The 23,419-nt window shown below is 62.5% G+C and carries 22 protein-coding genes and 1 pseudogene; 8 read left to right on the forward strand and 15 right to left on the reverse strand.

Annotation, left to right across the window (positions count from 1 at the left end):
• The first annotated feature begins 102 nt into the window (after positions 1–102).
• On the forward strand, positions 103–354 hold the full coding sequence (gene oprI / locus R1A29_RS19615) for an outer membrane lipoprotei OprI (RefSeq protein ID WP_003199355.1): 252 nt from the start codon (positions 103–105) through the stop codon (positions 352–354).
• A 123-nt stretch (positions 355–477) separates the two neighbouring features.
• Here the strand turns inward: oprI and R1A29_RS19620 are convergent, their stop codons facing one another.
• From R1A29_RS19620 to R1A29_RS19630, 3 genes are all read right to left on the reverse strand, one after another.
• Positions 478–1,449, reverse strand: a complete 972-nt coding sequence (locus tag R1A29_RS19620) for a L,D-transpeptidase family protein (protein WP_438299308.1) — start codon at positions 1,447–1,449, stop codon at positions 478–480.
• Positions 1,450–1,584: 135 nt separating this feature from the next.
• Entirely contained in the window at positions 1,585–1,878 is a 294-nt protein-coding gene (locus R1A29_RS19625) for a hypothetical protein (RefSeq protein ID WP_007908575.1), read from the reverse strand.
• A 56-nt stretch (positions 1,879–1,934) separates the two neighbouring features.
• The gene (locus tag R1A29_RS19630; RefSeq protein ID WP_438299309.1) at positions 1,935–2,540 is read right to left on the reverse strand and encodes an arylesterase; all 606 of its coding nucleotides are present in this window, start codon (positions 2,538–2,540) and stop codon (positions 1,935–1,937) included.
• Between the two features lie 10 nt (positions 2,541–2,550).
• On the opposite strand from R1A29_RS19630, the gene R1A29_RS19635 reads away from it, so the two are divergent.
• Genes R1A29_RS19635 through greB form a run of 3 tightly spaced genes read left to right on the forward strand, consistent with a single transcriptional unit; the run spans position 2,551 to position 6,270 of the window.
• The gene (locus R1A29_RS19635) at positions 2,551–3,234 is read left to right on the forward strand and encodes an ABC transporter ATP-binding protein (RefSeq protein ID WP_438299310.1); all 684 of its coding nucleotides are present in this window, start codon (positions 2,551–2,553) and stop codon (positions 3,232–3,234) included.
• Positions 3,234–5,738: an ABC transporter permease gene (locus R1A29_RS19640; RefSeq protein ID WP_438299311.1), complete on the forward strand. Its 2,505-nt coding sequence runs from the start codon at positions 3,234–3,236 to the stop codon at positions 5,736–5,738. Before R1A29_RS19635 ends, R1A29_RS19640 begins: the two co-directional genes overlap by 1 nt.
• Positions 5,739–5,772: 34 nt before the next feature.
• On the forward strand, positions 5,773–6,270 hold the full coding sequence (gene greB / locus R1A29_RS19645) for a transcription elongation factor GreB (RefSeq protein WP_438299312.1): 498 nt from the start codon (positions 5,773–5,775) through the stop codon (positions 6,268–6,270).
• A gap of 3 nt (positions 6,271–6,273) precedes the next feature.
• Here the strand turns inward: greB and R1A29_RS19650 are convergent, their stop codons facing one another.
• The 3 genes from R1A29_RS19650 to R1A29_RS19660 form a co-directional block, all read right to left on the reverse strand.
• Entirely contained in the window at positions 6,274–6,582 is a 309-nt protein-coding gene (locus R1A29_RS19650) for a hypothetical protein (protein ID WP_085710776.1), read from the reverse strand.
• Between the two features lie 250 nt (positions 6,583–6,832).
• Positions 6,833–7,267 (reverse strand): DoxX family protein, encoded by a 435-nt coding sequence (locus R1A29_RS19655; protein WP_007950955.1) that lies wholly within the window; start codon positions 7,265–7,267, stop codon positions 6,833–6,835.
• Positions 7,268–7,373: 106 nt separating this feature from the next.
• On the reverse strand, positions 7,374–8,795 hold the full coding sequence (locus R1A29_RS19660; protein ID WP_438299313.1) for a transglycosylase SLT domain-containing protein: 1,422 nt from the start codon (positions 8,793–8,795) through the stop codon (positions 7,374–7,376).
• A 237-nt stretch (positions 8,796–9,032) separates the two neighbouring features.
• On the opposite strand from R1A29_RS19660, the gene R1A29_RS19665 reads away from it, so the two are divergent.
• From R1A29_RS19665 to R1A29_RS19675, 3 genes are all read left to right on the forward strand, one after another.
• Positions 9,033–9,839 carry a TatD family hydrolase gene (locus tag R1A29_RS19665; RefSeq protein ID WP_438299314.1) on the forward strand — a complete coding sequence of 269 codons (807 nt, stop codon included), beginning with the start codon at positions 9,033–9,035 and terminating at the stop codon, positions 9,837–9,839.
• A gap of 108 nt (positions 9,840–9,947) precedes the next feature.
• Positions 9,948–11,429, forward strand: a complete 1,482-nt coding sequence (locus tag R1A29_RS19670) for a methyl-accepting chemotaxis protein (RefSeq protein ID WP_438299315.1) — start codon at positions 9,948–9,950, stop codon at positions 11,427–11,429.
• A 120-nt stretch (positions 11,430–11,549) separates the two neighbouring features.
• Positions 11,550–11,915 carry an Mpo1-like protein gene (locus R1A29_RS19675; protein ID WP_119429646.1) on the forward strand — a complete coding sequence of 122 codons (366 nt, stop codon included), beginning with the start codon at positions 11,550–11,552 and terminating at the stop codon, positions 11,913–11,915.
• A 1-nt stretch (position 11,916) separates the two neighbouring features.
• Here R1A29_RS19675 and R1A29_RS19680 read toward each other — a convergent pair whose 3' ends face one another.
• The 3 genes from R1A29_RS19680 to R1A29_RS19690 form a co-directional block, all read right to left on the reverse strand.
• On the reverse strand, positions 11,917–12,711 hold the full coding sequence (locus tag R1A29_RS19680; RefSeq protein WP_265813650.1) for an acyl-CoA thioesterase: 795 nt from the start codon (positions 12,709–12,711) through the stop codon (positions 11,917–11,919).
• Between the two features lie 121 nt (positions 12,712–12,832).
• Entirely contained in the window at positions 12,833–13,600 is a 768-nt protein-coding gene (locus R1A29_RS19685) for a CHAD domain-containing protein (protein WP_438299316.1), read from the reverse strand.
• A gap of 77 nt (positions 13,601–13,677) precedes the next feature.
• Positions 13,678–13,956: a hypothetical protein gene (locus R1A29_RS19690; RefSeq protein WP_438299317.1), complete on the reverse strand. Its 279-nt coding sequence runs from the start codon at positions 13,954–13,956 to the stop codon at positions 13,678–13,680.
• A gap of 218 nt (positions 13,957–14,174) precedes the next feature.
• On the opposite strand from R1A29_RS19690, the gene R1A29_RS19695 reads away from it, so the two are divergent.
• On the forward strand, positions 14,175–15,212 hold the full coding sequence (locus R1A29_RS19695; RefSeq protein WP_085710784.1) for a patatin-like phospholipase family protein: 1,038 nt from the start codon (positions 14,175–14,177) through the stop codon (positions 15,210–15,212).
• Here R1A29_RS19695 and R1A29_RS19700 read toward each other — a convergent pair.
• The 6 genes and pseudogenes from R1A29_RS19700 to kdpF all read right to left on the reverse strand — a co-directional run bounded on the left by R1A29_RS19700 (position 15,209) and on the right by kdpF (position 23,308).
• Positions 15,209–15,907, reverse strand: coding sequence for a response regulator (locus R1A29_RS19700; protein ID WP_438299318.1), 699 nt, complete (start codon positions 15,905–15,907; stop codon positions 15,209–15,211). The two genes, R1A29_RS19695 and R1A29_RS19700, sit on opposite strands and share 4 nt — an antisense overlap.
• Positions 15,908–15,955: 48 nt before the next feature.
• Entirely contained in the window at positions 15,956–18,607 is a 2,652-nt protein-coding gene (locus R1A29_RS19705; RefSeq protein WP_438299319.1) for a DUF4118 domain-containing protein, read from the reverse strand.
• 28 nt (positions 18,608–18,635) lie between these two features.
• Positions 18,636–19,181 carry a potassium-transporting ATPase subunit KdpC gene (gene kdpC / locus R1A29_RS19710; protein WP_114884604.1) on the reverse strand — a complete coding sequence of 182 codons (546 nt, stop codon included), beginning with the start codon at positions 19,179–19,181 and terminating at the stop codon, positions 18,636–18,638.
• 258 nt (positions 19,182–19,439) lie between these two features.
• Positions 19,440–21,505, reverse strand: a pseudogene (gene kdpB, locus R1A29_RS19715) (potassium-transporting ATPase subunit KdpB).
• A 10-nt stretch (positions 21,506–21,515) separates the two neighbouring features.
• Positions 21,516–23,210 carry a potassium-transporting ATPase subunit KdpA gene (gene kdpA, locus R1A29_RS19720; RefSeq protein WP_192552151.1) on the reverse strand — a complete coding sequence of 565 codons (1,695 nt, stop codon included), beginning with the start codon at positions 23,208–23,210 and terminating at the stop codon, positions 21,516–21,518.
• 8 nt (positions 23,211–23,218) lie between these two features.
• Positions 23,219–23,308: a K(+)-transporting ATPase subunit F gene (gene kdpF / locus R1A29_RS19725; RefSeq protein ID WP_007899818.1), complete on the reverse strand. Its 90-nt coding sequence runs from the start codon at positions 23,306–23,308 to the stop codon at positions 23,219–23,221.
• Positions 23,309–23,419 lie beyond the last annotated feature (111 nt).

Consider the following 23,419-nt stretch of genomic DNA (forward strand, 5'->3'; position numbering starts at 1 on the left):
ACGTCAGTTTACTTACTACAAGTAATGGGTAGTATGTACGCCGGCTATTTCCTCAATCGGAGGAGACAGCCACTTAATTGAAAGTCCTTGAAGGGGAACACGATGAACAACGTTCTGAAATTCTCTGCTCTGGCTCTGGCCGCAGTTCTGGCTACCGGTTGCAGCAGCGCATCGAAAGAAACCGAAGCACGTCTGACCGCTACTGAAGACGCAGCTGCTCGCTCCCAGGCTCGTGCAGACGAAGCTTACCGTAAAGCTGATGAAGCTCTGGCTGCTGCTCAAAAAGCACAACAGACTGCTGACGAAGCTAACGAGCGTGCTCTGCGCATGCTGGACAAAGCTAGCCGCAAGTAATAGTCCTTCGGGATTGTTATCAAGCCGACCCGTTTTTCGGGTCGGCTTTTTTTTGCCTGAAATTTTCTTCATGCAATAAAAAACCCGCCGGCACGCAAGCGTCGGCGGGTTTTGCATTTCAGCTTACTGCTGCAGATCGATCGGTGCACTCGACACGATCGGCGCCGAGGTGTTCGGCGTGCCGATTTCGGTTGGCAGTCCATCCTCGGCCGCGACCACATCACGTACCACGTCCCAGTTCATGCGCAGGTTGTTGGTGATGTCTTCACGCTTGAGCATCGCGTTGATCACGGCAGTGTGCTTGTCGACCACTGACGGGTTGCCCTTGTCGTCGATCGGCGTATGCGCCTCCAGATAGACCTTGCCGCCACTGCGACCGAACTTGTACGCATCGTTGATGATCCGCACCGAGGTTCCCACCGGCACCATGCTGGCCATTTCCAGCACGTTGTTGTTGAACATGCGGAAGCAGCCGTGACTGGTACGCATGCCGATGCCGAACTTCTTGTTCGAACCGTGAATCAGATAACCCGGCGTGCCCAGGGTGAACTTGAACGGCCCCAGCGGGTTGTCCGGACCGGCCGGTACCACGTTCGGCAGCGGATCTCCATCGGCAGCGTGTTCAGCCTTGATAGAGGCTGGTGGTGTCCAGGTCGGATTCGGCGTCTTGGCAGTGATCGTGGTGTGGGCGATCGGCGAACCCCAGCCTTCACGACCGATACCCAGCGGGAAGGTGTACACCACGTTCTTGCCTTTCGGGAAGTAGTAGAGGCGGTACTCGGCCAGGTTGATCACGATGCCTTCACGCGGGCCCGGCGGCAGGATGAAGCGGGTGGGCAGGATCACCTCGGTACCGGCACCCGGTAGCCAGGCATCGACGCCCGGGTTGGCCGCGACCATCTCCGAGTAGCCCAGATCGTAGGTGGTGCCCAGGTCGGCGAAGGTATCTTCGTACTTGGCCTTGATCACTTGCACCTGGCCGATGATGTCCTCACCAGGCGGTGGCAGGGGAAACTCCAATGCGGCAACGGGGCCGGCCACACACAGGGCGGCAAGAGACAGGCAGCGGGTGACGGCAGGAAAGCGCGGCAACATCCGGAAAATCCTTCGCAGATCGACAAGGGTATAGGAGCGCGATTGTACACCGCGCCTCGGGATTTCGGGGAGATGCGCCGATGGGCAGGCAGAAGTCTTCATGTTCGAGCCGCTGTCGACTGCGGGCGTGTGAACCTAGAGTTCGAAACGCAACTCAGGCCAGATCGGCGATGTCCCGCGTTTCTGCGATTCGAGGATCGCCCGGCACAGCGAGCACAGACGCTGATCCTGGAACACACGACGATCCACGCTCGACCAGCGCGGTTGCGCCGGCAACAGGCTGCCGCACAGAGTCCGGTCAGCCGAGCCGCCGAGTTCCAGTTGACGGGTCACCAGATGCACCCGCACTTCCTGGCAGGCGAACAGATCCAGCTGTTCGTCAGGCTCGATCAGTTGGTAGGCAAACAGGGACCAGGCAGAACGCGACATCGGGGGCTCCATTTAGGGGGCGCCACATTAGCCGAAAGCCTGCCGCTAGAAAAGCCTCATAACAGCGGTTTTAGCGTCGGCCAGACATTTTCCAGCAACTTGCCCTGGGCCCCGGCTGCCGGGTGCAGACCGTCGGCCTGCATCAAGTCCGGGTGCCCGCCCACGCCCTCGAGGAAAAACGGCACCAGCGGGATCTTTTTCTCCTCGGCCAGCTTGCCGTAGACCTCGGCAAAGGCATCGGTGTAGCGCTTGCCGTAATTGGGCGGCAGTTGCATGCCCAGCAGCAGCACCTTGGCACCGCTTTGACGGGAGCTGTCGATCATCGAAGCAAGATTTTGTTGCAATTGCGTCGGCGGCATTCCGCGCAGGCCATCATTGCCCCCCAGCTCTAGGATCACCAGCTCCGGTTTATGCTCTGCAAGCAGCGCCGGCAGCCGCGCCTGGCCTCCGGCACTGGTGTCACCGCTGATGGAGGCATTGACCACTTTATCGGCAAAACCTTCGGCCTTGAGCCGCTGCTCGAGCAGCGACACCCACCCCAACCGGGTATCCAGTCCGAAACCGGCGCTGATACTATCGCCAACGATCAGGACTGTACCCGCCGCTGCGTTCTGGGCCATGCACATCAAGGCCAGGCCAGCACTCAAAAACCACACACGCATCGGATTCTCCATGGGCGCAAGCATTCTCACCGCGAAGAACCTTAGCAAAGTGGTTCCCAGCGCGGAAGGTGAACTGACCATCCTGCACGAACTCAGCCTGGAACTGAACAAGGGCGACAGCCTGGCCATCGTCGGCGCGTCCGGTTCCGGCAAATCCACCCTGCTCGGCCTGCTCGCCGGCCTCGATCTGCCGAGCAGCGGCGAAGTCGTTCTCGCTGGCCAGTCCCTGAGCAATCTCGACGAAGACCAGCGCGCGCGCATTCGTGCCGAACACGTGGGTTTTGTCTTTCAGTCGTTCCAGCTGCTCGACAGTCTCAACGCCCTGGAAAACGTCATGCTGCCACTGGAGCTCGATGGCCGCACAGACGCCCGTGGTCGCGCCACCGAATTGCTGCAACGGGTTGGCCTCGGCCAGCGCCTGACGCACTCGCCACGCCAGCTCTCCGGTGGCGAGCAGCAGCGTGTAGCCATTGCCCGTGCCTTTGCCGCCGAGCCGGACGTGCTGTTCGCCGACGAACCCACCGGCAACCTCGACAGCCACACCGGCGAGCGCATCAGCGACTTGCTGTTCGAACTGAACAAGGAGCGCGGCACTACCCTGGTGCTGGTGACCCACGACGAACGCCTGGCCCATCGCTGCCGGCGTCTGATCCGACTTGAAGCCGGCCTGCTGGTCGCCCCCCTGGAGCCTTGATGGCACGTCTGCCGCTGTTGCGCCTGTTCAGCCTTGCCCTGCGCCAGCTCATGCGCGATGCCCGCGCCGGGGAGTTGCGGGTGCTGTTCTTCGCCTTACTGGTGGCCGTGGCGGCAAGTACTGCCATCGGCTACTTCGGTGCCCGCCTGAATGGCGCGATGACGTTGCGCGCTACCGAGTTTCTCGGCGCGGATCTGGTGCTCGAAGGCAGCTCCCCCGCACGACCGGAACAAATCAGGAGCGGCACCGATCTGCGCCTCGACCATGCGCAGATCGTTGAGTTTTCCAGTGTCATCGCCACGGACAACGGCATTCAGCTGTCGAGCATCAAGGCCGTCGACCGTGCCTATCCGCTGCGTGGCGAACTGAAAAGCGCCCCGGCACCGTTTGCTGCCGAAACGTCGGGCGGCGAACCGCAACCGGGAGAAGCCTGGGTCGAATCACGCCTGCTCACGGCGCTGGAGCTGAAGATCGGCGACAGCATCGACGTCGGCATGAAGACGCTGAAGCTCACCAGAGTGCTGACTTACGAACCGGATCGCGCCGGCAATTTCTACAGTTTGACGCCACGGGTACTGATCAACCTCGACGACCTCGCCGCGACCGGCGTGGTCCAGCCCGGCAGCCGGGTTAGCTATCGCGAACTTTGGCGCGGCGAACCCAACGCGTTGGAAACCTATCGCCAACTGATCAAGCCGGGCCTTGCCGCCAACCAGCGGATTCAGGATGCCCGCGACGGCAACCGGCAGATTGGCGGTGCACTGGGCAAGGCCGAGCGTTATCTGAACATGGCCAGTCTGGTCGCCGTGCTGTTGGCCGGCGTGGCCGTGGCGCTGTCGGCGAATCGCTTCGCCAGCCGCCGTTTCGATGCCAGCGCCCTGCTCCGCTGCCTGGGATTGTCGCGCCGGGAAACCATGGTCCTGTTCAGCCTGCAACTGGCGGTGCTCGGCCTGCTAGCAAGCCTCAGCGGCGCCCTGCTTGGCTGGCTTGCTCAGTTGGGATTGTTTGCGCTGCTGCACGATCTGCTGCCGACCGACGTACCGCCGGGTGGCTTGCTGCCGGCGCTGGCGGGGATCGGCACCGGGCTGGTGGCGCTGGCCGGTTTTGCTCTGCCGCCGCTCGCCGCCCTCGGCCGTGTGCCGCCGTTGCGAGTGCTGCGCCGCGACATGCTGCCAATTCCGTCTAGCACCTGGATGGTCTACGGCGCGGCACTCGGCGCGCTCGGATTGATCATGTGGCGCCTGAGCCTGGATCTGCTGCTGACCTTTGCGCTGCTCGGCGGTGGCGTGGTCGCCGCGCTGGTGCTCGGTGGTTTGCTGTTGCTGCTGCTCAACAGCCTGCGTCGCCTGCTGGCTCGCGCCTCACTGCCGTGGCGCCTCGGTCTCGGCCAGTTGCTACGTCACCCGTTGGCGGCGGCCGGGCAGTCCCTGGCATTCGGCCTGATCCTGTTGTCCATGGCGTTGATTGCACTGTTGCGCGGTGAATTGCTCGACACCTGGCAAAACCAGCTGCCGAAAAATGCTCCCAACTATTTCGCCCTGAACATCCTGCCGGCGGACAAACAGGCCTTCACCGATCACCTGATCAATGTCTCGGCCCAGGCCGCGCCGTTGTACCCGGTGGTGCCGGGACGGCTGATCAGCATCAATGGCGAAGCGGTGCAACAGATCGTCAGCAAGGATTCGGCCGGCGACCGGGCGATCCAGCGCGATTTGAGCCTGACCTGGGCTGCCGACTTGCCGGCGGGCAACAAGCTCACTGCCGGCGAGTGGTGGAAAGATCAGCCACAGGACGATGTTCCGGGCGTGTCGGTGGAAGGCAAGGTTGCCGAAAGCCTCAAGCTCAAACTCGGCGACCACCTGGTGTTCACCGTTGGCGGAGTCAATCGCGAAGCGAAGGTCACCAGCCTGCGTGAGATCAACTGGGACAACTTCCAGCCGAACTTCTTCATGATCTTCCAGCCCGGCACGTTGAAAGATCTTCCGGCGACCTACCTCACCAGCTTCTATCTGGCGCCCGGTCACGACCAGCAGATCGTCGAGCTGTCGCGAACATTCCCGGCGGTGACCATCCTGCAGGTCGAAGCCTTGCTCGAACAACTGCGCAGCATCCTCGCCCAGGTCACCCTGGCGGTGGAGTACGTGTTGTTGTTTGTGTTGGCGGCCGGGATGGCGGTGCTGTTTTCCGGGTTGCAGGCGACGCTGGATGAACGCATTCGCCAGGGTGCGTTGTTGCGTGCTTTGGGGGCGGAGCGGCAGTTGCTGGTCAAGGCACGGCGGATCGAGTTCGGCCTGCTCGGCGCGGTCAGCGGATTGCTGGCAGCCATTGGTACGGAAGTGGTGAGCCTGGTGTTGTATCGCTTCGCGTTCGACCTGCCCTGGCATCCGCATCCATGGTTGCTGGTGCTGCCGTTGATCGGCGCGGCCCTGATCGGTGGCGCTGGCGTGTTCGGCACCCGTCGGGCCCTGAATGCGAGCCCGCTGACAGTGCTGCGCGAGGGTTGATAGACTCCAGCCCTCAATACCACAAGAAGTTGCCATGAGCCGTTATCGCCCTCCCCGCACCGCCGGCACCGCGCTGATCACTCCCGAAGGTGAAGCCCGGATGCGCGCCGAATTCCATGAGCTATGGCATGTGCGCCGCCCGCAGGTGACGCAGTCGGTCAGCGAAGCGGCGGCTCAGGGAGATCGCTCGGAGAATGCCGAGTACACTTACGGCAAGGAAATGCTGCGCGAGATCGACAGCCGCGTGCGCTTTCTTACCAAACGCCTTGAGGCGCTGAAAGTGGTCAGCGAAAAACCGAGTGATCCGAACAAGGTCTACTTCGGCGCCTGGGTGACCATCGAAGATGAGGACGGCAAACAGTCGCGTTACCGCATCGTCGGCCCGGACGAGCTGGATCTAAAACTGGGCCTGATCAGCATCGACTCACCATTGGCCCGTGCCTTGATCGGCAAGGCGCTGGACGCGGAAGTGCGAGTCCAGACGCCAACCGGCGAGCAATTCGTTTACATCGTGGCAATCGACTATCCCTGACGCTCAGCGCCGGGCAATCAGCCCCTGGCGGGCAACGCGGGTCAGTTGATGGATCATTTCCGGTGCGTCTTCAGCGCTGGGCGACTGGATCACCGCCAGGTCGAAACTGTCATCGGCAAAACGCGCCAGCGACTCGCCGTCTTCAACGAACTGGATCAGGAATGCGGCAGGACCGCCGCTGCGACGTGGCCAGCCATCGAGATAACGCAACAGCGTCGGCTGATGTTTACCGCCAAGCAGGATTTTTGGATTGCGCTGGGTGATATGCGCCGTGATCGGTGCGGGACGTGCTGGAGGGCGTAGTGCATTCATCGTGTCGTGTCTCTGCCTCAAAAGTCTGCATGGCAGGTGAGAGGCAACACCGAACCAGCGCTTTAGCGGTATTTCGAAGCCCTGTTCCGGCTTCTGACGGCAACTGAAGAATAGTCACCTGGCGCCCCGCAAGTAGCTGTTTAAATCGGCGCATGAGCGGCATCCTAGAGAACGTGACCTGCGAGTGTCAAGAATCAGCCGCAACAAAAAAGGCCCGCACAATGCGGGCCTTTTGCTTGAGCCAGAGCGGTCAACCGGCGATGGCACGATCCACCGAAAGCTTGCCGGCACCTTCGATCAGCACCGCGAGGCTGCCACCGAGCAGAGCCAGGGCGAACTCGTAACCGTTGTTGGCCATGAACAGACCGTTGCTGATGTGCACGGTGAAGATTGCCACCAGCGACAGGAAGGTCAGACCAAGTGCCGCCGGACGCACCAGCAGGCCGATGATCAATGCCAGACCGGCGAAGAATTCAGTACCGCCCGCCAGGGTCGCCATCAGGTAACCAGGCGTCAGGCCGATGCTTTCCATGTATTGCGCGGTGCCGGCCAGGCCGTAGCCACCAAACAGGCCGAAGAGTTTTTGCGAGCCGTGGGCGGCGAAGATCACGCCGACGGCAATGCGCAGAATGGTCAGACCGTAGCCGGCGCGGGTGAACAGGACCTTGTTGATCAGAGAGCTCATGTTTGTATTCCTTGTTGGAGAAGTGCTTGTTGGTTGGCCGCCATATTAATCAGTTAAATTTATGTTAAAAGCGCAAATATTCCGCCATAACAATCAATTTATTAGATCATTTGCGTGAGACAACTTTCTGTCCCCGGGGCTCCAACGACTCACGCTCCCGGTCGAACGCCAAGTAATACTTGTTCACACTATTAACATAGCTGACGGCGCCCATACCCACCTGCTCCATGGCGATACGCTCGACCTGAAAGAACCACTGATTGGGGTTCAAACCCCGGCGGCGCGCCTCTGCGCGCATCCCTTGCACCCGCTCCGGGCCGATGTTGTAAGCCGCCAGCGTGAACGCCATGCGCTCGCGCTCGTTGAGCTTGGGGCTGTTGAAGAACTTGCGGCGGATCATCGCCAGGTACTTGGCCCCGGCCTGCACATTCGCATCGAGATTCTGGATGTTGTTGACGCCGACCCGTTGCGCGGCAGACGGCGTGATCTGCATCAGCCCGGTCGGGCCACCGCCACCACGCGCACTGGGTTGCAGTGCTGATTCCTTGAACGCCAGCGCGGCCAGGTTGAGCCAGTCCATGTTCTGCGCTTCGGCATGCTTTTGCAGGGTCGGGCGCAGTTTTTCCAGGCGCTGGCGGTCAGCCTTGGCCAATGGGTAGTGGACTTGATAGAGACGACGGTAGATCCGCAGAAACGCTGCGTCTTCGTTCGACGGCGTCTTGTAGCCGGTCAGGAAGCGGTCGATGCTCGCGCGCAACATCGAGGCATCTCGGCGTACGAACCAGTATTCCTCGCCCGGTTCGCTGATCATCAACTGCCGGTCAAAACGCAGCTTGGGCAGGATCTTGCCCCAGCGCTCGGCAATCGGTTGCTCGACGATGGTCAGGTGGAAGATGCCACCCTGGACCATTTCCAGCACGTCCTCGACGGCCAACGTGGGATCGACCCATTCGATCTTGATCGGCGCCAGTTTGTGCAGCGCCAGTTTCTGGTTGAGCTGACTGACCGCCTCCCCCGCCGCACTGCCGGTGGGCAGCGCCAGGGTTTTGCCGGCCAGTTGCTCGACCTTGGTGTAGCGCTTCTCGCCCTTGATGCCGACCAGCACCAGCGGCACATTGCTGGCGATCGGCTCGCTGCTGGCGACTGCATGACCCGGTTGCAGGTCGAGCAATTCGCCCGGGGCCACCAGATCACCTTCGCCACGCTGTAGCGCGCCGAGCAATTGATCCTTGGCTTTGGGAATGATCTTGAGGGTGATTTCCTGGCCGTCACGGGCGTGGCCATTGAGGTACTGCTCGAAGGCGCGCAAACGGTGATATTCGACACCGATGGTCTGCCCCTGGACTTCACCGGAGCTGTTACGGCTCTGGTTGACCAGCACTCGCAATACACGGCTGTTGCGAATCTCGGTCAGGTCGCGGACCTTGGCGGCCGGCACGGCTTGCAGCGGCCCGGGCAAGCGCGCGACCGCCGTCATCGACAGCAGCAACGAACCACACAGCAGGAGCAAAACCGAGGGACGAACCATCCACTCTCCGGAAAGAATACGGGGCGTTTTTTGCCGCTGAACGGTCGCAAAACACCGACGAAAACAGAGCGCCTGGAGCGCTGATAAAGTGCGAGAGACTGGCACAGTGATAGCAACCGCGCCACCCTGCGTTGCCTCGCGGCCTCAACAGACAGCCATAAGCCGTTGTAGTTCTTGGTTTTTCTTTTAAATCTACTGCTCTGATATGCTTTCCGGCCTTCGGCCCGAGGTAGCACCATGCAACTCATCGATATCGGCGTCAACCTGACCAACCCCAGTTTCGCCGACAAACATCAGGCCGTGCTCGACCGCGCCTACGCTGCCGGGGTCTGCCAACTGGTGCTGACCGGCACCAGCGTCGAGGGCAGCGAACAGGCACTGGAACTGTGCCGGCAACTGGATCCGGACGGCCAGCGACTGTTCGCCACCGCCGGCATTCACCCGCATTCGGCCAGTGACTGGAACGCTGACAGCGCACGGCGTCTGCGCAGTCTGCTGAAGAAATCGAATGTGGTGGCAGTGGGTGAATGCGGGCTGGATTTCAACCGCGATTTCTCCCCGCGCCCGCAACAGGAAAAAGTCCTCGAAGAACATCTGGCCCTGGCCGTAGAGCTGCAACTGCCGGTGTTCCTGCACGAACGTGACGCGAGCCAGCGCCTGCTGGAAATCCTCCGCGACTTCCGCGACCAGTTGCCTGCCGCCGTGGTGCATTGCTTCACCGGCGAGCAGAAAGCGTTGTTCAGCTACCTCGATCTGGACCTGCACATCGGCATCACTGGCTGGATCTGCGACGAGCGTCGCGGCACCCATTTGCATCCGCTGGTGAAGGAGATCAAACGCGGTCGCCTGATGCTGGAAAGTGATGCGCCGTACTTGCTGCCGCGCACGCTGCGGCCGAAGCCGAAGAATGGGCGCAACGAGCCGGCGTATCTGACCGAAGTGCTGCGTGAAGTAGCGTTGCATCGGGGCGAAACCGAGGAAGACCTGGCGGCCCACACAACTGCGTGCGCCCGGGCTTTCTACGGTTTACCCACCCTGCCCTGACCGAGGCAGATGCATCACTTGTTGATGCATATCAAGATCCGGACACCTGCGTAGCGGCACAATGCTGGCACCTTGCCAAAACTGTTTCCGCTATCAGAGAAGACCTCCATGGGTGCCTGGCTTAGCAATATCTCGCTGAAATACAAATTCTGGGCGGTCAATGCGGTCGCCTTTGTCACCACCCTGTTGTTGGTGCTGTACGCGGTGCAGCTCGAACAACAGGCACGCAGCCATGCCGCGCAAACCTCGGCGCAGGCCCAGGCGCAGCTGCTCAAGGCCTGGCCGGCCGGACAGGCGCTGCCCAAATCCGATCAGGTGCTGACGTTCAAACGCGGTGAAGCGCCGCGCCTCAACGATCAACCGCTGCTGGAGATCACCGACAGCAACGGCTGGATCGAAATCAGCCACCTGCCGTTGTTCGGCGAAAACCCGCTGCTCGGCGCCGAAGTCTTCAGCCGCGCCGATGGCCAGCAGGTCGCCGTGATTGCCTACGCCCCCAGCCTCAGCCAGGTGTTCAGCGAACGCTTCGCCAACTACGCGGTGGCGGTGTTCATCCTGATGTTGGCGATGCTCGGTGCTTCGCAGTTGCTGATCCGTTTTCTGCTCAGCCAGCTCAACACGCTCAAGGATGTGATGCTGCACGTGGAGAAAACCGGCGATCTTTCGGCGCGGGTGCCGCTGGCCTGCAAGGACGAAGTCGGGCAGATGGCCAATGCCTTCAACGCGATGCAGGCCGGCTACCAGCGCGTGGTCACCACCGTGGCCAACACCGCACGACAACTGGACGTCGGCGCAGCGCGGCTGGCGTCGAGCATGAACGAGGTGCGCCACGGCATGCTCGGCCAGCAGAGCGAAACCGATCAGGCGGCCACCGCGATCAACGAGATGACCGCTACCGTCTACCACATCGCCCAGCACGCAGGCGCCACCCGTGACCTGTCACAGACCGCCGATGGCCTGGCCGGCAGCGGTCAGCAAGTCGTCACCCGCGTCCAGCATTCGATTGCCGGTCTGTCCAGCGGCGTGCAGCAAACTGCCGAGATGATCCAGCGCCTTGCCGAAGACAGTCAGAAAATCAACGGCGTGGTCGGCGTGATCCACAGCATCGCCGAACAGACCAATCTGCTCGCACTCAACGCCGCCATCGAAGCGGCCCGTGCCGGGGAAATGGGTCGCGGGTTCGCGGTGGTCGCCGACGAGGTACGCAATCTCGCCAAACGTGTGCAGACCTCCACCGATGAAATCACCACCATGGTCTCGGCGCTGCAGGCCGGCACCCGCGATGCGGTGGACTTCATGCAGGAGAGTTCGTACAAGGCCGACGACTGCGTGCAGCAGGCCCAGGAGGCCGGTGAAGCGCTGGCGGAAATCACCGGCGCGGTGGCGCAGATGCGCGAGAGCAATACACAGATTGCGGTGGCGGCGGAACAGCAGAGCCAGGTGGCCGAAGAGATGAACCGCGCGGTGGTGAGCATTCGCGATGTGACCGAAAACACCGTGCAGCAGACCGTGGATTCGGCGACCACTAGCAATGAGCTGGCGACGCTGGCCGGGGAACTGAACAAGGCGATCGGTCAGCTGAAGCTCTAGGGGACAACATCAGGAACCGCCATTGTCCCTATCACTGCAATAGCCAACCTTGATTCGCCGCCCTGCCCGCCCGGGCCTATTCTTCAACCATGAATCGAACATGGATTGAGGAGCAGCAACATGGGCAAACGTCACCCCAACCTTCCCGCGTGGCAATGGCGCGCGTACCCGGCCAATCACCAGCACCCGACCAATCTGGTGCTGCACTTGATTGCCGTGCCGCTGTTCATCGTCGCGTTTCTGTTGATCGTCTCGGGCGTGTTCAGCCTGAGTCTGGCGAGCGTGGCGATTGGCGTTATCGGGATTGTCGCGGCGCTGGGTCTGCAGCGCCACGGCCATAGCCTGGAGGCGCAAGCCTCCGAGCCGTTCAGTGATCGCAAGGACGCGGTATCGCGCCTGCTGGTCGAGCAGTTTCTGACCTTCCCGCGCTTTCTGCTCAGCGGCGGCTGGTATCGCGCCTGGCGTGAACGCCACCGCCGGCATTGAGTCAGGCGAAGATCGTTACCGTCTGCCGGCTCATGGCGATCAGCTCGCCTTGCGCGCTCCACAGCTTGGCGGCGACGTGGCCGTAACCGTCGGCGGCATACTCGATGTCCGCCAGATACTGGCACCAGTCCAGCGTGCTCAAATCGTGTAACGGCTGTACGAATTCGATGGTCCAGGTCAGCGTGCTGCCCGGCGCCGGTTTCTTCAGATACGGCAACAGCGCAGGCGGCCAGGCATCGACCAGCGCCAGCAGATGCGCCTCGTTGACCGGCTCTTCCTTCACATCCCCACGCAAGCGCACCCAGCCGCCCATCAGCCGCGATTGAATGCCGGTGAACGGCATGCCGCCGACACTCCAGCGCATCGCCAGATGACGCATGAATTCCGGGGTCACGCCTTTGATGTATGGCAGTTCCTGACAATCGTCCCAGTGTTTCATCTCGGGTGCCGGATAGGCTGCAACCGCCACTTCCGACGGGCGCGAAGCACCGAAGCTGCCTTGCACCATCGTCACCACCTGGCCGTTCTGCACCGCACGCCCCAGTACCTGAATGACCGCTTTGCCTTCGCGCAACACCTCGACTTCGAAGCTGACCGGTACTTCAGGCTCGACCGGCCCGACGAAAGTGATCGCCAGCGAACGCACCGGCCGTTCGGCTGGCACCCGAGTGCGCATCACTTCAAATTGCAGTGCGGCAACCAACCCGCCAAAACTGGCCCGCCCCTGGCCCCACTCGGCCGGAATGGTGACCTCCGGTTGACGGCGGACAGCATCGATCAGATCGCAGAAGCGCATGGGAACCTCGGACACGAAAAAGGGAATGACCGGATCTTAACCAGCGCGGCAGAGCGGCGCAGCGTCCATTCCGGTCAAAGAGACTGACAGATAAGACAGCCACGCCGAGCTGTAGAGGGATTCAGGATTTGAAGCAGGTGGCGCTGAGTTTTTCCAGCACCCGGTCAGCCTTGCTTTCGGCCTTGACCATGGTGGCCTGCCAGGTGGCGACGCAGGGTTGCAGATCCGCTTCCTGCTCGGACTTCGCCAGCCATTGCCAGCAATCGTGCCAGTCACCCAGCGCGCCCTGTGCGGACTTCAGACGCTCCAACGCGGGTTTCGGCAAGCGATCGAGTTCGGGATAAGCCTCGATGCCGTAACGCACACGCTTGATCAGCAGGCGCAGGCGATGGCGGTCGTGGGCCGGATCGTGCAGTGCCACGTCGAGGTTTTTCCATTGTTTGCCCAGGCGTTTTTCGATGCGTTTGTCCAGGTCATCAAGCAATCCCTGACGCTGGGACGCCCGCAGGAAACGCGGAAACGCATCGAGGATCATCAGCAGCGAAGCCACTTCCGCACTCGCCGCCAATGCCGGATAAGCCTCGGCCATCTGCGCCATGCGCCGCTGCGCCGCCTCAGGCTGGCCATGTTCAAGCAGATACGCCGCCAGCACCTCGCGGTCGCGCCACGGCGTGGTCACTTGCCCGACACCGGCCGCCGCGACTTCCAGTTGCTCGACGCCGGGCAAACCGCGCAATGGCCGCAACAGGCTGCGCAAGCGGCGCACGGTGGTTCGCAGATCATGCAGCGCCTCCGGGTCGGTCCGGGCGGTCAAACGTGCCTGACAGGCCAGCAGCCTGACTTCCAGGCTCAGGACATGAGCCACCAACCGGTCGACCAACGCAGACATTACTTGCTCCTGAATTCAATGGCGCTGCATGAGTGTGCACCTGCGCAAGGCACCTGCACTTGCGCTACGTCAGCAGCTTAGCGCCCGGCGCGGGATTCGCGAATGTAGAAACGCGCCTTCTCGGCTTTTTTGCTGCAACCCTCGAACCCTTCGAATTGCTGCTGGGTCTTGGCCGCCGTCAGCAACGACAGGGCCTTGGAGTAGCTCACCGTACCGGCAAAACCCTCGGCCTTGGCCAGATCCAGCTCATGCCATGCCGCATCGAGCTGGCTGCCGCAGCTGTCGCGGTAGGCCGTCTTGCCGGCGCAACCGGCCAATGCCAGGACAATCAAGGGCACACAGATCCAGGCTTTCATCACTTACACCTCAAAGATAGGTCAACAGTCGTGCAATTAAGACGTTGTGGCGGTGAAAAAGTGCCTTGTGCCCCGTGAATCCACCGCACGGCAAAAGATAGCGTCAGCGGGTCACGAAGTATCGAAAAAACGACGCCAGCGCCACCCCGAACGACCCTGACGATTGTAGCCCGGCCCTTGATGGGTGCATTGTGGAAACCTGTCGGGGAGGAAGTCTGATGAAAAAGCGTGTCGCACTGGTGCTGGGCTCCGGTGGCGCCCGGGGCTATGCCCATATCGGGGTCATCGAGGAGATCGAACGGCGTGGTTACGACATCGCCTGCATTGCCGGTTGTTCGATGGGGGCGGTGGTCGGCGGCATCTACGCGGCCGGCAAACTCGACGAGTACCGACGCTGGATCGAAGGCCTGGATTACCTCGATGTGCTGCGGCTGGTGGACGTGAGTTTCCGCCTCGGGGCGATCCGTGGTGAAAAGGTCTTCGGCCAGATCCGCAAGATCGTCGGCGAGATCAACATCGAAGAGCTGCGCATCCCCTACACGGCGGTCGCCGCCGATCTCACCAACCAGCAGGAAATCTGGTTTCAGGAAGGCTGCCTGCATCAGGCGATGCGTGCCTCGGCGGCGATTCCCAGCCTGTTCACCCCGGTGATGCAGGGCAACCGGATGCTGGTGGACGGCGGCATTCTCAATCCGTTGCCGATCGTGCCGGTGGTGTCGAGCCATTGCGATCTGATCATCGCGGTCAATCTCAACTCGACCAACCAGCGTCATTACAAACTGCCAGTGATCCAGCGCCCTGCCGCGTTTCGTAGCCGCTTCGACAATCTGATCAGTTCACTCGGTTCAAAGATGCCATTCCGCCGCACACAAGCCGAGCAACTGCTGCGTCTGGAACAGGAAGCGTTGCGCGCCGAGGCCGCCGAGATCAATCCATGGGTCGAAGGTGCGGAGCCCGAAACCCAGCAACCGGCCGCCGCCCCCGAACGCGACGGGGCGCCGAAATCCGCCACCGGTTCGTTCATCGTCGATAACGTCGGGCCGGCATCGTTGCTGGATCTGATCAACCAGAGTTTCGAGGTGATGCAGACCTCGCTGGCGCAATACAAGATCGCCGGGTATCCGCCGGACATCCTGATCAACGTGCCGAAGCGGGTCTGCCGGTTCTTCGAGTTCTACAAGGCGCCGGAGCTGATCGCGCTGGGCCGCGAAATTGCCCGGGACACCCTCGACCGTTATGAGAGCGAGCAGAGCTAAGCGCTGTTCTCGTTCAACAATCGATAACCAACGCCGGCCTCGGTCACGATAAACCGTGGTCGGGTCGGATCGTCCGCCAGTTTCTGCCGCAGATGGCCGACGACGATCCGCAGGTAATGACTGTCCTCGGTGTGGGTCGGGCCCCAGATATCCTTGAGCAATTGCTGCTGGGTAATCACCCGCCCCGGATGCCGCGCCAGTTGCGCCAGCACCGCGTATTCCTTGCGGGTCAGGGCGACTTCGACGCCGTCAAGCAGCACCCGGCGATAGGCCAGGTCCACCGTCAGCGGGCCAAACACCAACGCTGCTTGCTGCGCTTCTCCGGCCGGCGCCTGGCGCAATAACGCGCGGACCCGGGCGAGAAATTCCTGAATGCCGAACGGTTTGGTCACGTAGTCATTGGCGCCGCCATCCAGCGCCTGGACTTTCTGCCCTTCGCTGGCCCGCACCGACAGCACCAGCACCGGCGCCGTGGCCCACTCGCGAAACTCGCGCAGCACTTGCTGGCCGTCCATGTCCGGCAGGCCGAGGTCGAGCACCAGCAGGTCGGGCTTGTTCAGCGCCGCCTGGGCCAGGCCCTCGGCACCGGTGCCGGCCTCCAGCACTTTGTAGCCCTGGGAAGCGAGGCTGATGCGCAGGAATTTGCGGATCTGCGGTTCATCGTCGATGACCAAAATGGTCGCGGTCTGAGTCATGAGTTCACATCAACACAAAAGATTGGCAAGAGAGTAGCGCAGGCGGATTCAGGCTTCACCGTCCATCCCCGGTTGCGTCTGCAAGGGCAGGTGCAGGGTGATGCAGGTGCCACGTCCGTCGATACCGTCGCCGACGCTGATCCGCCCGCCATGGGCGCCGACCATGCCCTGACAGATCGCCAGCCCCAGGCCGGTACCCTGCCCGCCACGATCCCCCCGGGCGGCGGTGTAGAACATGTCGAAAATCTTCGCTCGTTCATCGACCGGAATCCCCGGCCCTTCATCGCTGACCGAGAAAAACACCTCATTGTCATCCGCTCCGGCACGCAGCTGCAGACGGCCGTGGGACGGCGAGAATCGTGCGGCGTTCTCCAGCACATTCACCAGCGCCTGCTCGATCAACGCCGCATGGACGAACAGCAGCGGCAACTCGGCCGGTACATCGGTGCTCACCTGCAAAGATGAAAGCACGGCGCGCAGGCGATTGAGCGCACTGCCGACGATGTCTGCCGGCGACACCCAGTCCCGCGCCAGTTTCAACGCACCATGCCCGAGGCGAGTCATGTCCAGCAGGTTCTGGATGTAACGGTCGAGACGCTCGGCTTCATCACGGGTGCCTTCGAGCAATTCGCGGCGATCCTCCAGCGGGATCGCTTCACCGAGGGCCAGCAGGCTGTCGATGCTGCCGCGCATCGAGGTCAGCGGCGTGCGCAGATCGTGGGACACTGAGGCCAGCAAGGCACTGCGCAGTTGTTCGGTTTCACCGTGCAGACGCGCGGCTTCCAGATCATCGGCCAGTTGCGCACGGGCCAGTGCCTGAGCCAATGGCTGGCTCAACGCGGTCAGCAAACGGCGGCGTTGGCCACTCAAGGTCTGGCCTTCTTTGGCACACACACCGAGCAGTGCGAGCGGCCCGTCCTCCACCGACAGCGGCCACCACCACCAACGCCCGAATGGCAGCGTGCCGGTACCCATGCCCGCCGGTTGATCGTGTTGCCAGGCCCAGTCGGCGGCAGCGCGTTCGGATTCAGTGAACTGCAACGGCCCGCCGGTTTCGACTTTCCAGCCACCCTGCCCGTCGCGATTGAGCAGGCACAATTGCAGATCGCTCCAGCCATTGAGGTGCTGTGCGGCAGCGCTGACCACGGCCTGACGGTCGGTGGCGGCAGTGAGTTTGCGCGACAGGTCGAGCAGCTCGGTGGTCTCTTCCTGGGTATCGCGCAACGCCTGCAATTGCCGACGCTGACGCGCCGCCAGATTGCCGGTGAGCGCCGCCATCAGCAGGAAGAACAGCAAGGTCAGCACGTCTTCTTCACGCTGGATAGCGAAGGAAAAGTTCGGCGGGATGAACAGAAAGTCGTAGGTCAGAAACGACAGCGCCGCACAGGCCAGTGAAGGCCCCAGACTGCTGCGCACCGCTACCAGCAACACTGCCGCGAGGAACACCAGCGAGATGTTCGGCAACGGCAAGACACTGGATACCGCCCACGCCAGCGCACTGGCCAGAATGGTCGCCACCAGCGCCAGCGCATAGTCGAACCACACCAGCGTTGGCGCCGTCCGCAGGCGTGGCGCGTGCTGCTCGTGATCGCTGTCCAGCACGTTGATTTCCAGGCCATGGGACTGACGCAACAAGCGCGCCGCCAGTCCACCACCGAACAAGCGCCGGCGCAGGCTCGGTCGCGACTGGCCGACCAGCACCAGACTGGCCCGGCGCTCGGTGGCGTGCTGGATCAAGGTCTTGGCCACTTCGCCGGCCCGCAACAGCACCACTTCACCGCCAAGCCTTTCGGCCAGTTGCTGGGCGCCTTGCAGGCGCAGCCGCGATTGCTCATCGCGCACGCTGCCGTTGTCGACGTGCACCAGGCTCCACGGCAAATGCCGACGCTGAGCCACACGACTGGCGTGACGCACCAGACGTTCGGCATCGGCATTGCCGTCGACGCCGACCAGCAGCCGACCACGCACTGCCGGCGCGGCCTGACCGAGCTTGCGGTAGCCCTGGGCCAGATCGTTGTCGACCTGCGCCGCAGCGGTCTGCATCGCCAGTTCCCGCAACGCGGTGAGATTGGTCTGGGTGAAAAACGCATCGATCGCGGCCCGTGCCTGCTCCGGCACGTAGACCTTGCCTTCGCGCAAGCGCTCGAGCAGTTCCCGGGGCGGCAGGTCGATCAACAGTAGTTCGTAGGCTTCCTGCAGCACCCAGTCCGGCAGGGTTTCGCGCACCTGCACGCCGGTGATGCCACGCACCTGATCGTTGAGGCTTTCCAGGTGCTGGACGTTGACCGTGGTATAGACGTCGATGCCGGCGGCGAGCAGTTCCTGAATGTCCTGCCAGCGTTTGGTGTGCCGACTGCCGGGGGCGTTGCTGTGGGCGAGTTCGTCGACCAGCACCAGTTTCGGTTTTGCTGCGAGCAGGCCGTCGAGGTCCATTTCCTCCAGCGTCACGCCACGGTATTCCGAACGCACCAGCGGCAGTTGCGGCAAGCCGCCGAGCAACGCTTCGGTTTCGGCGCGGCCGTGGGTTTCGACCACACCGGCGATGACTTTCACGCCCTGGCGCAGCTGACTATGGGCGGCCTGCAGCATGGCGAAGGTCTTGCCCACGCCCGGCGCGGCGCCGAGAAAAACCTTGAGCCGGCCGCGTCCGTCGCGGGGCAGTTCTGCTAACAGCGCGTCGGCGCGGCCGGAGTCACTCATGCTTGAAGCTCTCTTCCTGAAGGATTCATTACAGCTTTTCCAGCGCCATGTTCAACGCCAGCACATTCACCACCGGCGGGCCCACCAGCGGCTGTTCGATGTGCGCGTCGAGCAACTGCTGCAAGGTCGCCACCGGCAAGTTGCGCGCGTGGGCGACACGCGCCAGTTGATAGGCAATCGCCGCCGGTGGCAAGTGCGGATCGAGACCGCTGCCGGAGGTGGTCAACAACGCCAGCGGCACCGGGCCTTGACCGGGCACCAGCAGCTTGTTGGCATCATCGATCACCCGAGTGGCCAGCGCCGGATTGCTCGGCGCCAGGTTGCTCGCGCTGCTCGACACGGTGGCAAAGGCACCGGCCGACGGACGTGGATGAAACCACGCATCGCCGACAAAATCCTGAGCGATCAGCGACGAGCCGCGCACCTTGCCTTCGGCATCGCGCACCAGGCTGCCATTGGCCTGCTCAGGGAAAGCGACCTGGGCAACGCCGGTGACGACCAGCGGATAGGCAACGCCGGTGACCAGGGTCATCAGCACCAGCAGGCTCAGGGCCGGACGTAATATTGTGGACATTTCGGAATCCTCGAATTCATTGGGCAAACGTTAGCGGAGTGTCAGGAAGATCCATCCCCCTCACCCCAGCCCTCTCCCCCAAGGGGGCGAGGGGGAAAGGGAGCCGATTTGCATACTTTTCAAAACCTGAGTTCGGCTCGATATCTCAGGTCGTTGTAACTCGCCAGAACACCTCGGTCAGTCCCCTCTCCCACTGGGAGAGGGTTAGGGTGAGGGCTGGATCTCAAGCCATGTAGAGATCCAGCGAGCACCGCTCACTCAAACCAGATGCAACGCCGTCAGCAGCATGTCGATCGCCTTGATCCCCACGAACGGCACCAGAATCCCGCCCAGGCCATAGATCAGCAGATTGCGTCGCAGCAGCGCCGCCGCACTCGCCGCCTGCACTCGCACGCCGCGCAGGGCCAGCGGAATCAGCACGACAATGATCAGGGCATTGAAGACGATGGCCGACAGGATCGCGCTCTGCGGGCTGCTCAAATGCATGATGTTCAGCACGCCCAGTTGCGGGTAGATCGCAGCGAACAGTGCCGGCAGGATTGCGAAGTACTTGGCCACATCGTTGGCGATGGAAAAGGTCGTCAGCGCACCACGGGTCACCAGCAATTCCTTGCCGATCTGCACCACGTCCAGCAACTTGGTCGGATCGCTGTCGAGGTCGACCATGTTGGCCGCTTCGCGCGCCGCCTGAGTGCCGTCGTTCATCGCCATGCCGACGTCAGCCTGGGCCAGCGCCGGAGCATCGTTGGCGCCGTCGCCGCACATGGCAACCAGACGACCGTCGTTCTGCTCGTGACGGATGCGGGCGAGTTTTTCTCCGGTGTGGCTTCGGCCAGCACATCGTCGACGCCTGCCTCAGCGGCAATCGCGGCGGCGGTCAGCGGGTTGTCACCGGTGACCATCACCGTGCGGATCCCCAGTTTGCGCAGCTCGGCGAAACGCTCGCGGATGCCCGGCTTGACCACGTCTTTCAGATGGATCGCACCGAGCAGTTTGCCGTCGGCGCAAACCAGCAACGGGGTGCCGCCGCTCTGGGCAATCTTGTCGATTTCACGGGACAGCGCCGGCGCCAGATCCTTGCGTTGTTGACCGAGAAACGCCAGCAGCGAATCCACCGCGCCCTTGCGGAATACACGGCCCTGATAGTCGACGCCGGACAAGCGGGTTTCCGCGCTGAACGGTACGGCAGTCAACGTTTCAGTTGCGGGTTCCGGCTGCGGATTGGAGCCGCGCAGGTACTCGACGATGGACTTGCCTTCGGCGGTTTCATCAGCAAGCGAAGCGAACAGCGCGCCCTCGGCGAGTTCACGGGCATTCACACCCGGCGCGGCATACACCGCGCTGCAGCGACGGTTGCCGAAGGTGATGGTGCCGGTCTTGTCCAGCAGCAACACGTGCACATCACCCGCCGCTTCCACTGCACGTCCGGACTTGGCGATTACGTTCAGCCGTACGAGTCGATCCATCCCGGCGATACCGATGGCCGACAGCAGGCCGCCGATGGTGGTCGGAATCAGCGTGACCAACAGCGCCACCAGGAACACCAGCGGCAGGCTGCCGTTGGCGAAGTGGGCGAACGGTTGCAGGGTCACGACCACCAGCAGGAAGATCAGGGTCAGGCCGATCAGCAGGATGTCCAGCGCCACTTCGTTCGGGGTCTTCTGGCGTTTGGCGCCTTCGACCAGCGCGATCATGCGGTCCAGAGTCGACTCGCCGGGGTTGGCGGTGATTTTCACCAACAGCCAGTCGGACACCAGTCGCGTATTGCCGGTGACGGCAGAACGGTCGCCGCCGGACTCGCGGATCACCGGAGCCGATTCACCGGTAATCGCCGCTTCGTTGACCGCCGCGATGCCTTCGATGACCTCGCCGTCGCCGGGGATCATTTCCCCGGCTTCGACGCGCACCACATCACCCTTGCGCAGGCTGGCGGCGGGCACCACCTGAAAGCTGCCGTTGGCCAGTTTGCGCCGGGCGCTCAGGCCTTCGCTGCCGGCCTTGAGGCTGTCGGCGCGGGCCTTGCCGCGACCTTCGGCCAGTGCTTCGGCGAAGTTGGCGAACAGCACGGTGAACCATAACCACAGGGCGATTTGCGCCGCGACAAAAGTCGGTACGACGTTGTCCGGGATGAAGCACAGCACGGTGGTGAAAATCGCGGTCAGTTCGACCACCAGCATCACCGGCGAGCGCACCAGCTGGCGCGGGTCGAGCTTGACGAACGCTTGCACCAGCGCCGGACGCCACAGGGCGCTGATCGCGGTTTTGGGCGCTTCTGCCGACTTGGCAGCTACCGCAGGTTTTGAAGCTGGAACATGCATATTCATGATGGATTCCTTAGAAGCCCATGCTCAGGTGTTCGGCAATCGGGCCGAGCGCCAGGGTCGGCAAGAAGGTCAGGCCGCCCACCAGCAAAATGGTCACGGTCAACAGGGTCACGAACAGCGGGCCGTGGGTCGGGAAGCTGTTCTGGCCGATCGGCGCGGTTTTCTTCATCGCCAGGCTGCCGGCCAGGGCCAGTACCGGGAGGATGTAACCGAAGCGACCGATCAACATGCCCAGGCCCAGCATCAGGTTGTGGAACGGGGTGTTGGCACTCAGGCCACCGAACGCCGAACCGTTGTTGGCACTGGCCGAGGTGTAGGCGTACAGCAACTGGCTGAAACCATGGGGACCGGGGTTGCTGATGGTCGCCGCAGGGCCTGGCAGTGCTGCGGCAATCGCACCCAGCACCAGCACGCCGACCGGCATCACCAGCAAGGTCACGACCAGCAACTGCACTTCGCGGGCCTGGAGTTTCTTGCCGAGGTATTCCGGGGTGCGGCCGATCATCAGGCCGGCGAGGAACACCGCAATCAGCACGTTCAGCAACATGCCGTAGAGCCCGGCACCGACGCCGCCGAAGATCACTTCTCCGACCATCATATTGACCAGCGCCACCATGCCGCTGAGCGGGTTGAGGCTGTCATGCATGCCGTTGACCGAACCGTTCGAGGCTGCGGTGGTGGTCACCGACCAGAGCACAGTGGCGGTGGTGCCGAAGCGCGATTCCTTGCCTTCCAGCGGCGCGGTCTGTTCGACGGCCACGTTGTTCAGGGCCGGGTTCGGCTGGTACTCGGCCCACATCGAAGTAGCGCCGCCGATCAGGAACAGCGCGAGCATGCAACCGATGATGGCGCGGCTCTGACGCAGGTCTTTCACGTAGTGGCCGAAGGTGAACACCAGCGCCACCGGGATCAGGATGATCGAAGTGACTTCGAACAGGTTGCTCCACGCGGTCGGGTTCTCGAACGGATGCGCCGAGTTGACGCCGAAGAAACCACCGCCGTTGGTGCCCAGTTGCTTGATCGCGATCTGGCTGGCTGCGGGGCCGAGCGGAATCACCTGATCGACGCCTTGCAGCGTCACCGCATTGACGTACTGCGCGAAGGTCTGCGGCACGCCCTGCCACACCAGGTACAGCGCCAGCAGCAGGCACAGCGGCAGCAGGCCGTAGAGGGTGGCGCGGGTCATGTCGGCCCAGAAGTTGCCCAGGGTCTTGGTGGATTTACGACCGATGCCACGGCACAACGCGACGAGCACGGCAAGACCGGTGGCGGCGCTGACGAAGTTCTGCACGGTGAGGCCGACCATCTGGCTCAGGTAGCTGAGAGTCGCCTCACCGCTGTAGGACTGCCAGTTGGTGTTGGTCATGAAGCTGACGGCGGTGTTGAACGCCTGGGTCCACTCCTGGCCCGGCAGGTTTTGCGGGTTCAGCGGCAGGTGGTCCTGGAACAACAGGATCGCGAACAACAGCAGGAAACCCGCGAGGTTGAACGCCAGCAGCGCCAGCGTGTACTTCTGCCAGCTCTGTTCGGCCTGCGGATCAACACCGGCAATGCGATAACAGCCGCGCTCGACCGGACCGAGAATCGGCGTCAGCCAGGTGCGCTGACCTTCCATCACCTTGTAGTAGAAGCGCCCGAGGAACGGCGCCGGCAGCAACACCAACGCGAAAAACGCGAGGATCTGCCAATAGTCATAACTGTGCATAGCCGCTCCTAGTTCCGGTCCGCGCGCAACAGCGCAACCAACAGATAAATGAACAGCCCCACTGCCAGCAGCAGGGACACCCCGTCCAGAACGCTCATGGAAGATCTCCGTGTTACGGCTTATTGCCGCGTGTGGAGGCATTGTCGGAAAGGAGGCTGTAAAGGAACGAGACCGAGGGTGCGGGCGGGGCATAAAGAATGCGTAAAGAG

The sequence above is a fragment of the Pseudomonas sp. NMS19W genome (genome assembly GCF_051554255.1).
Classification (GTDB): Bacteria; Pseudomonadota; Gammaproteobacteria; order Pseudomonadales; family Pseudomonadaceae; genus Aquipseudomonas; species Aquipseudomonas kribbensis.

Excerpts from the sequence above, each read along its gene's own strand:
- oprI (WP_003199355.1), top strand. The coding sequence starts at position 103 with ATGAACAACGTTCTGAAATTCTCTGCTCTGGCTCTGGCCGCAGTTCTG.
- R1A29_RS19650 (WP_085710776.1), bottom strand. The coding sequence starts at position 6,582 with ATGAATGCACTACGCCCTCCAGCACGTCCCGCACCGATCACGGCGCAT.
- R1A29_RS19675 (WP_119429646.1), top strand. The coding sequence starts at position 11,550 with ATGGGCAAACGTCACCCCAACCTTCCCGCGTGGCAATGGCGCGCGTAC.
- R1A29_RS19635 (WP_438299310.1), top strand. The coding sequence starts at position 2,551 with ATGGGCGCAAGCATTCTCACCGCGAAGAACCTTAGCAAAGTGGTTCCC.
- greB (WP_438299312.1), top strand. The coding sequence starts at position 5,773 with ATGAGCCGTTATCGCCCTCCCCGCACCGCCGGCACCGCGCTGATCACT.
- R1A29_RS19705 (WP_438299319.1), bottom strand. The coding sequence starts at position 18,607 with ATGAGTGACTCCGGCCGCGCCGACGCGCTGTTAGCAGAACTGCCCCGC.
- R1A29_RS19690 (WP_438299317.1), bottom strand. The coding sequence starts at position 13,956 with ATGAAAGCCTGGATCTGTGTGCCCTTGATTGTCCTGGCATTGGCCGGT.
- R1A29_RS19670 (WP_438299315.1), top strand. The coding sequence starts at position 9,948 with ATGGGTGCCTGGCTTAGCAATATCTCGCTGAAATACAAATTCTGGGCG.
- R1A29_RS19685 (WP_438299316.1), bottom strand. The coding sequence starts at position 13,600 with ATGTCTGCGTTGGTCGACCGGTTGGTGGCTCATGTCCTGAGCCTGGAA.
- kdpA (WP_192552151.1), bottom strand. The coding sequence starts at position 23,210 with ATGCACAGTTATGACTATTGGCAGATCCTCGCGTTTTTCGCGTTGGTG.
- R1A29_RS19665 (WP_438299314.1), top strand. The coding sequence starts at position 9,033 with ATGCAACTCATCGATATCGGCGTCAACCTGACCAACCCCAGTTTCGCC.
- R1A29_RS19640 (WP_438299311.1), top strand. The coding sequence starts at position 3,234 with ATGGCACGTCTGCCGCTGTTGCGCCTGTTCAGCCTTGCCCTGCGCCAG.
- R1A29_RS19620 (WP_438299308.1), bottom strand. The coding sequence starts at position 1,449 with ATGTTGCCGCGCTTTCCTGCCGTCACCCGCTGCCTGTCTCTTGCCGCC.
- R1A29_RS19630 (WP_438299309.1), bottom strand. The coding sequence starts at position 2,540 with ATGCGTGTGTGGTTTTTGAGTGCTGGCCTGGCCTTGATGTGCATGGCC.
- kdpF (WP_007899818.1), bottom strand. The coding sequence starts at position 23,308 with ATGAGCGTTCTGGACGGGGTGTCCCTGCTGCTGGCAGTGGGGCTGTTC.
- R1A29_RS19680 (WP_265813650.1), bottom strand. The coding sequence starts at position 12,711 with ATGCGCTTCTGCGATCTGATCGATGCTGTCCGCCGTCAACCGGAGGTC.
- R1A29_RS19625 (WP_007908575.1), bottom strand. The coding sequence starts at position 1,878 with ATGTCGCGTTCTGCCTGGTCCCTGTTTGCCTACCAACTGATCGAGCCT.
- R1A29_RS19700 (WP_438299318.1), bottom strand. The coding sequence starts at position 15,907 with ATGACTCAGACCGCGACCATTTTGGTCATCGACGATGAACCGCAGATC.
- kdpC (WP_114884604.1), bottom strand. The coding sequence starts at position 19,181 with ATGTCCACAATATTACGTCCGGCCCTGAGCCTGCTGGTGCTGATGACC.
- R1A29_RS19660 (WP_438299313.1), bottom strand. The coding sequence starts at position 8,795 with ATGGTTCGTCCCTCGGTTTTGCTCCTGCTGTGTGGTTCGTTGCTGCTG.
- R1A29_RS19655 (WP_007950955.1), bottom strand. The coding sequence starts at position 7,267 with ATGAGCTCTCTGATCAACAAGGTCCTGTTCACCCGCGCCGGCTACGGT.
- R1A29_RS19695 (WP_085710784.1), top strand. The coding sequence starts at position 14,175 with ATGAAAAAGCGTGTCGCACTGGTGCTGGGCTCCGGTGGCGCCCGGGGC.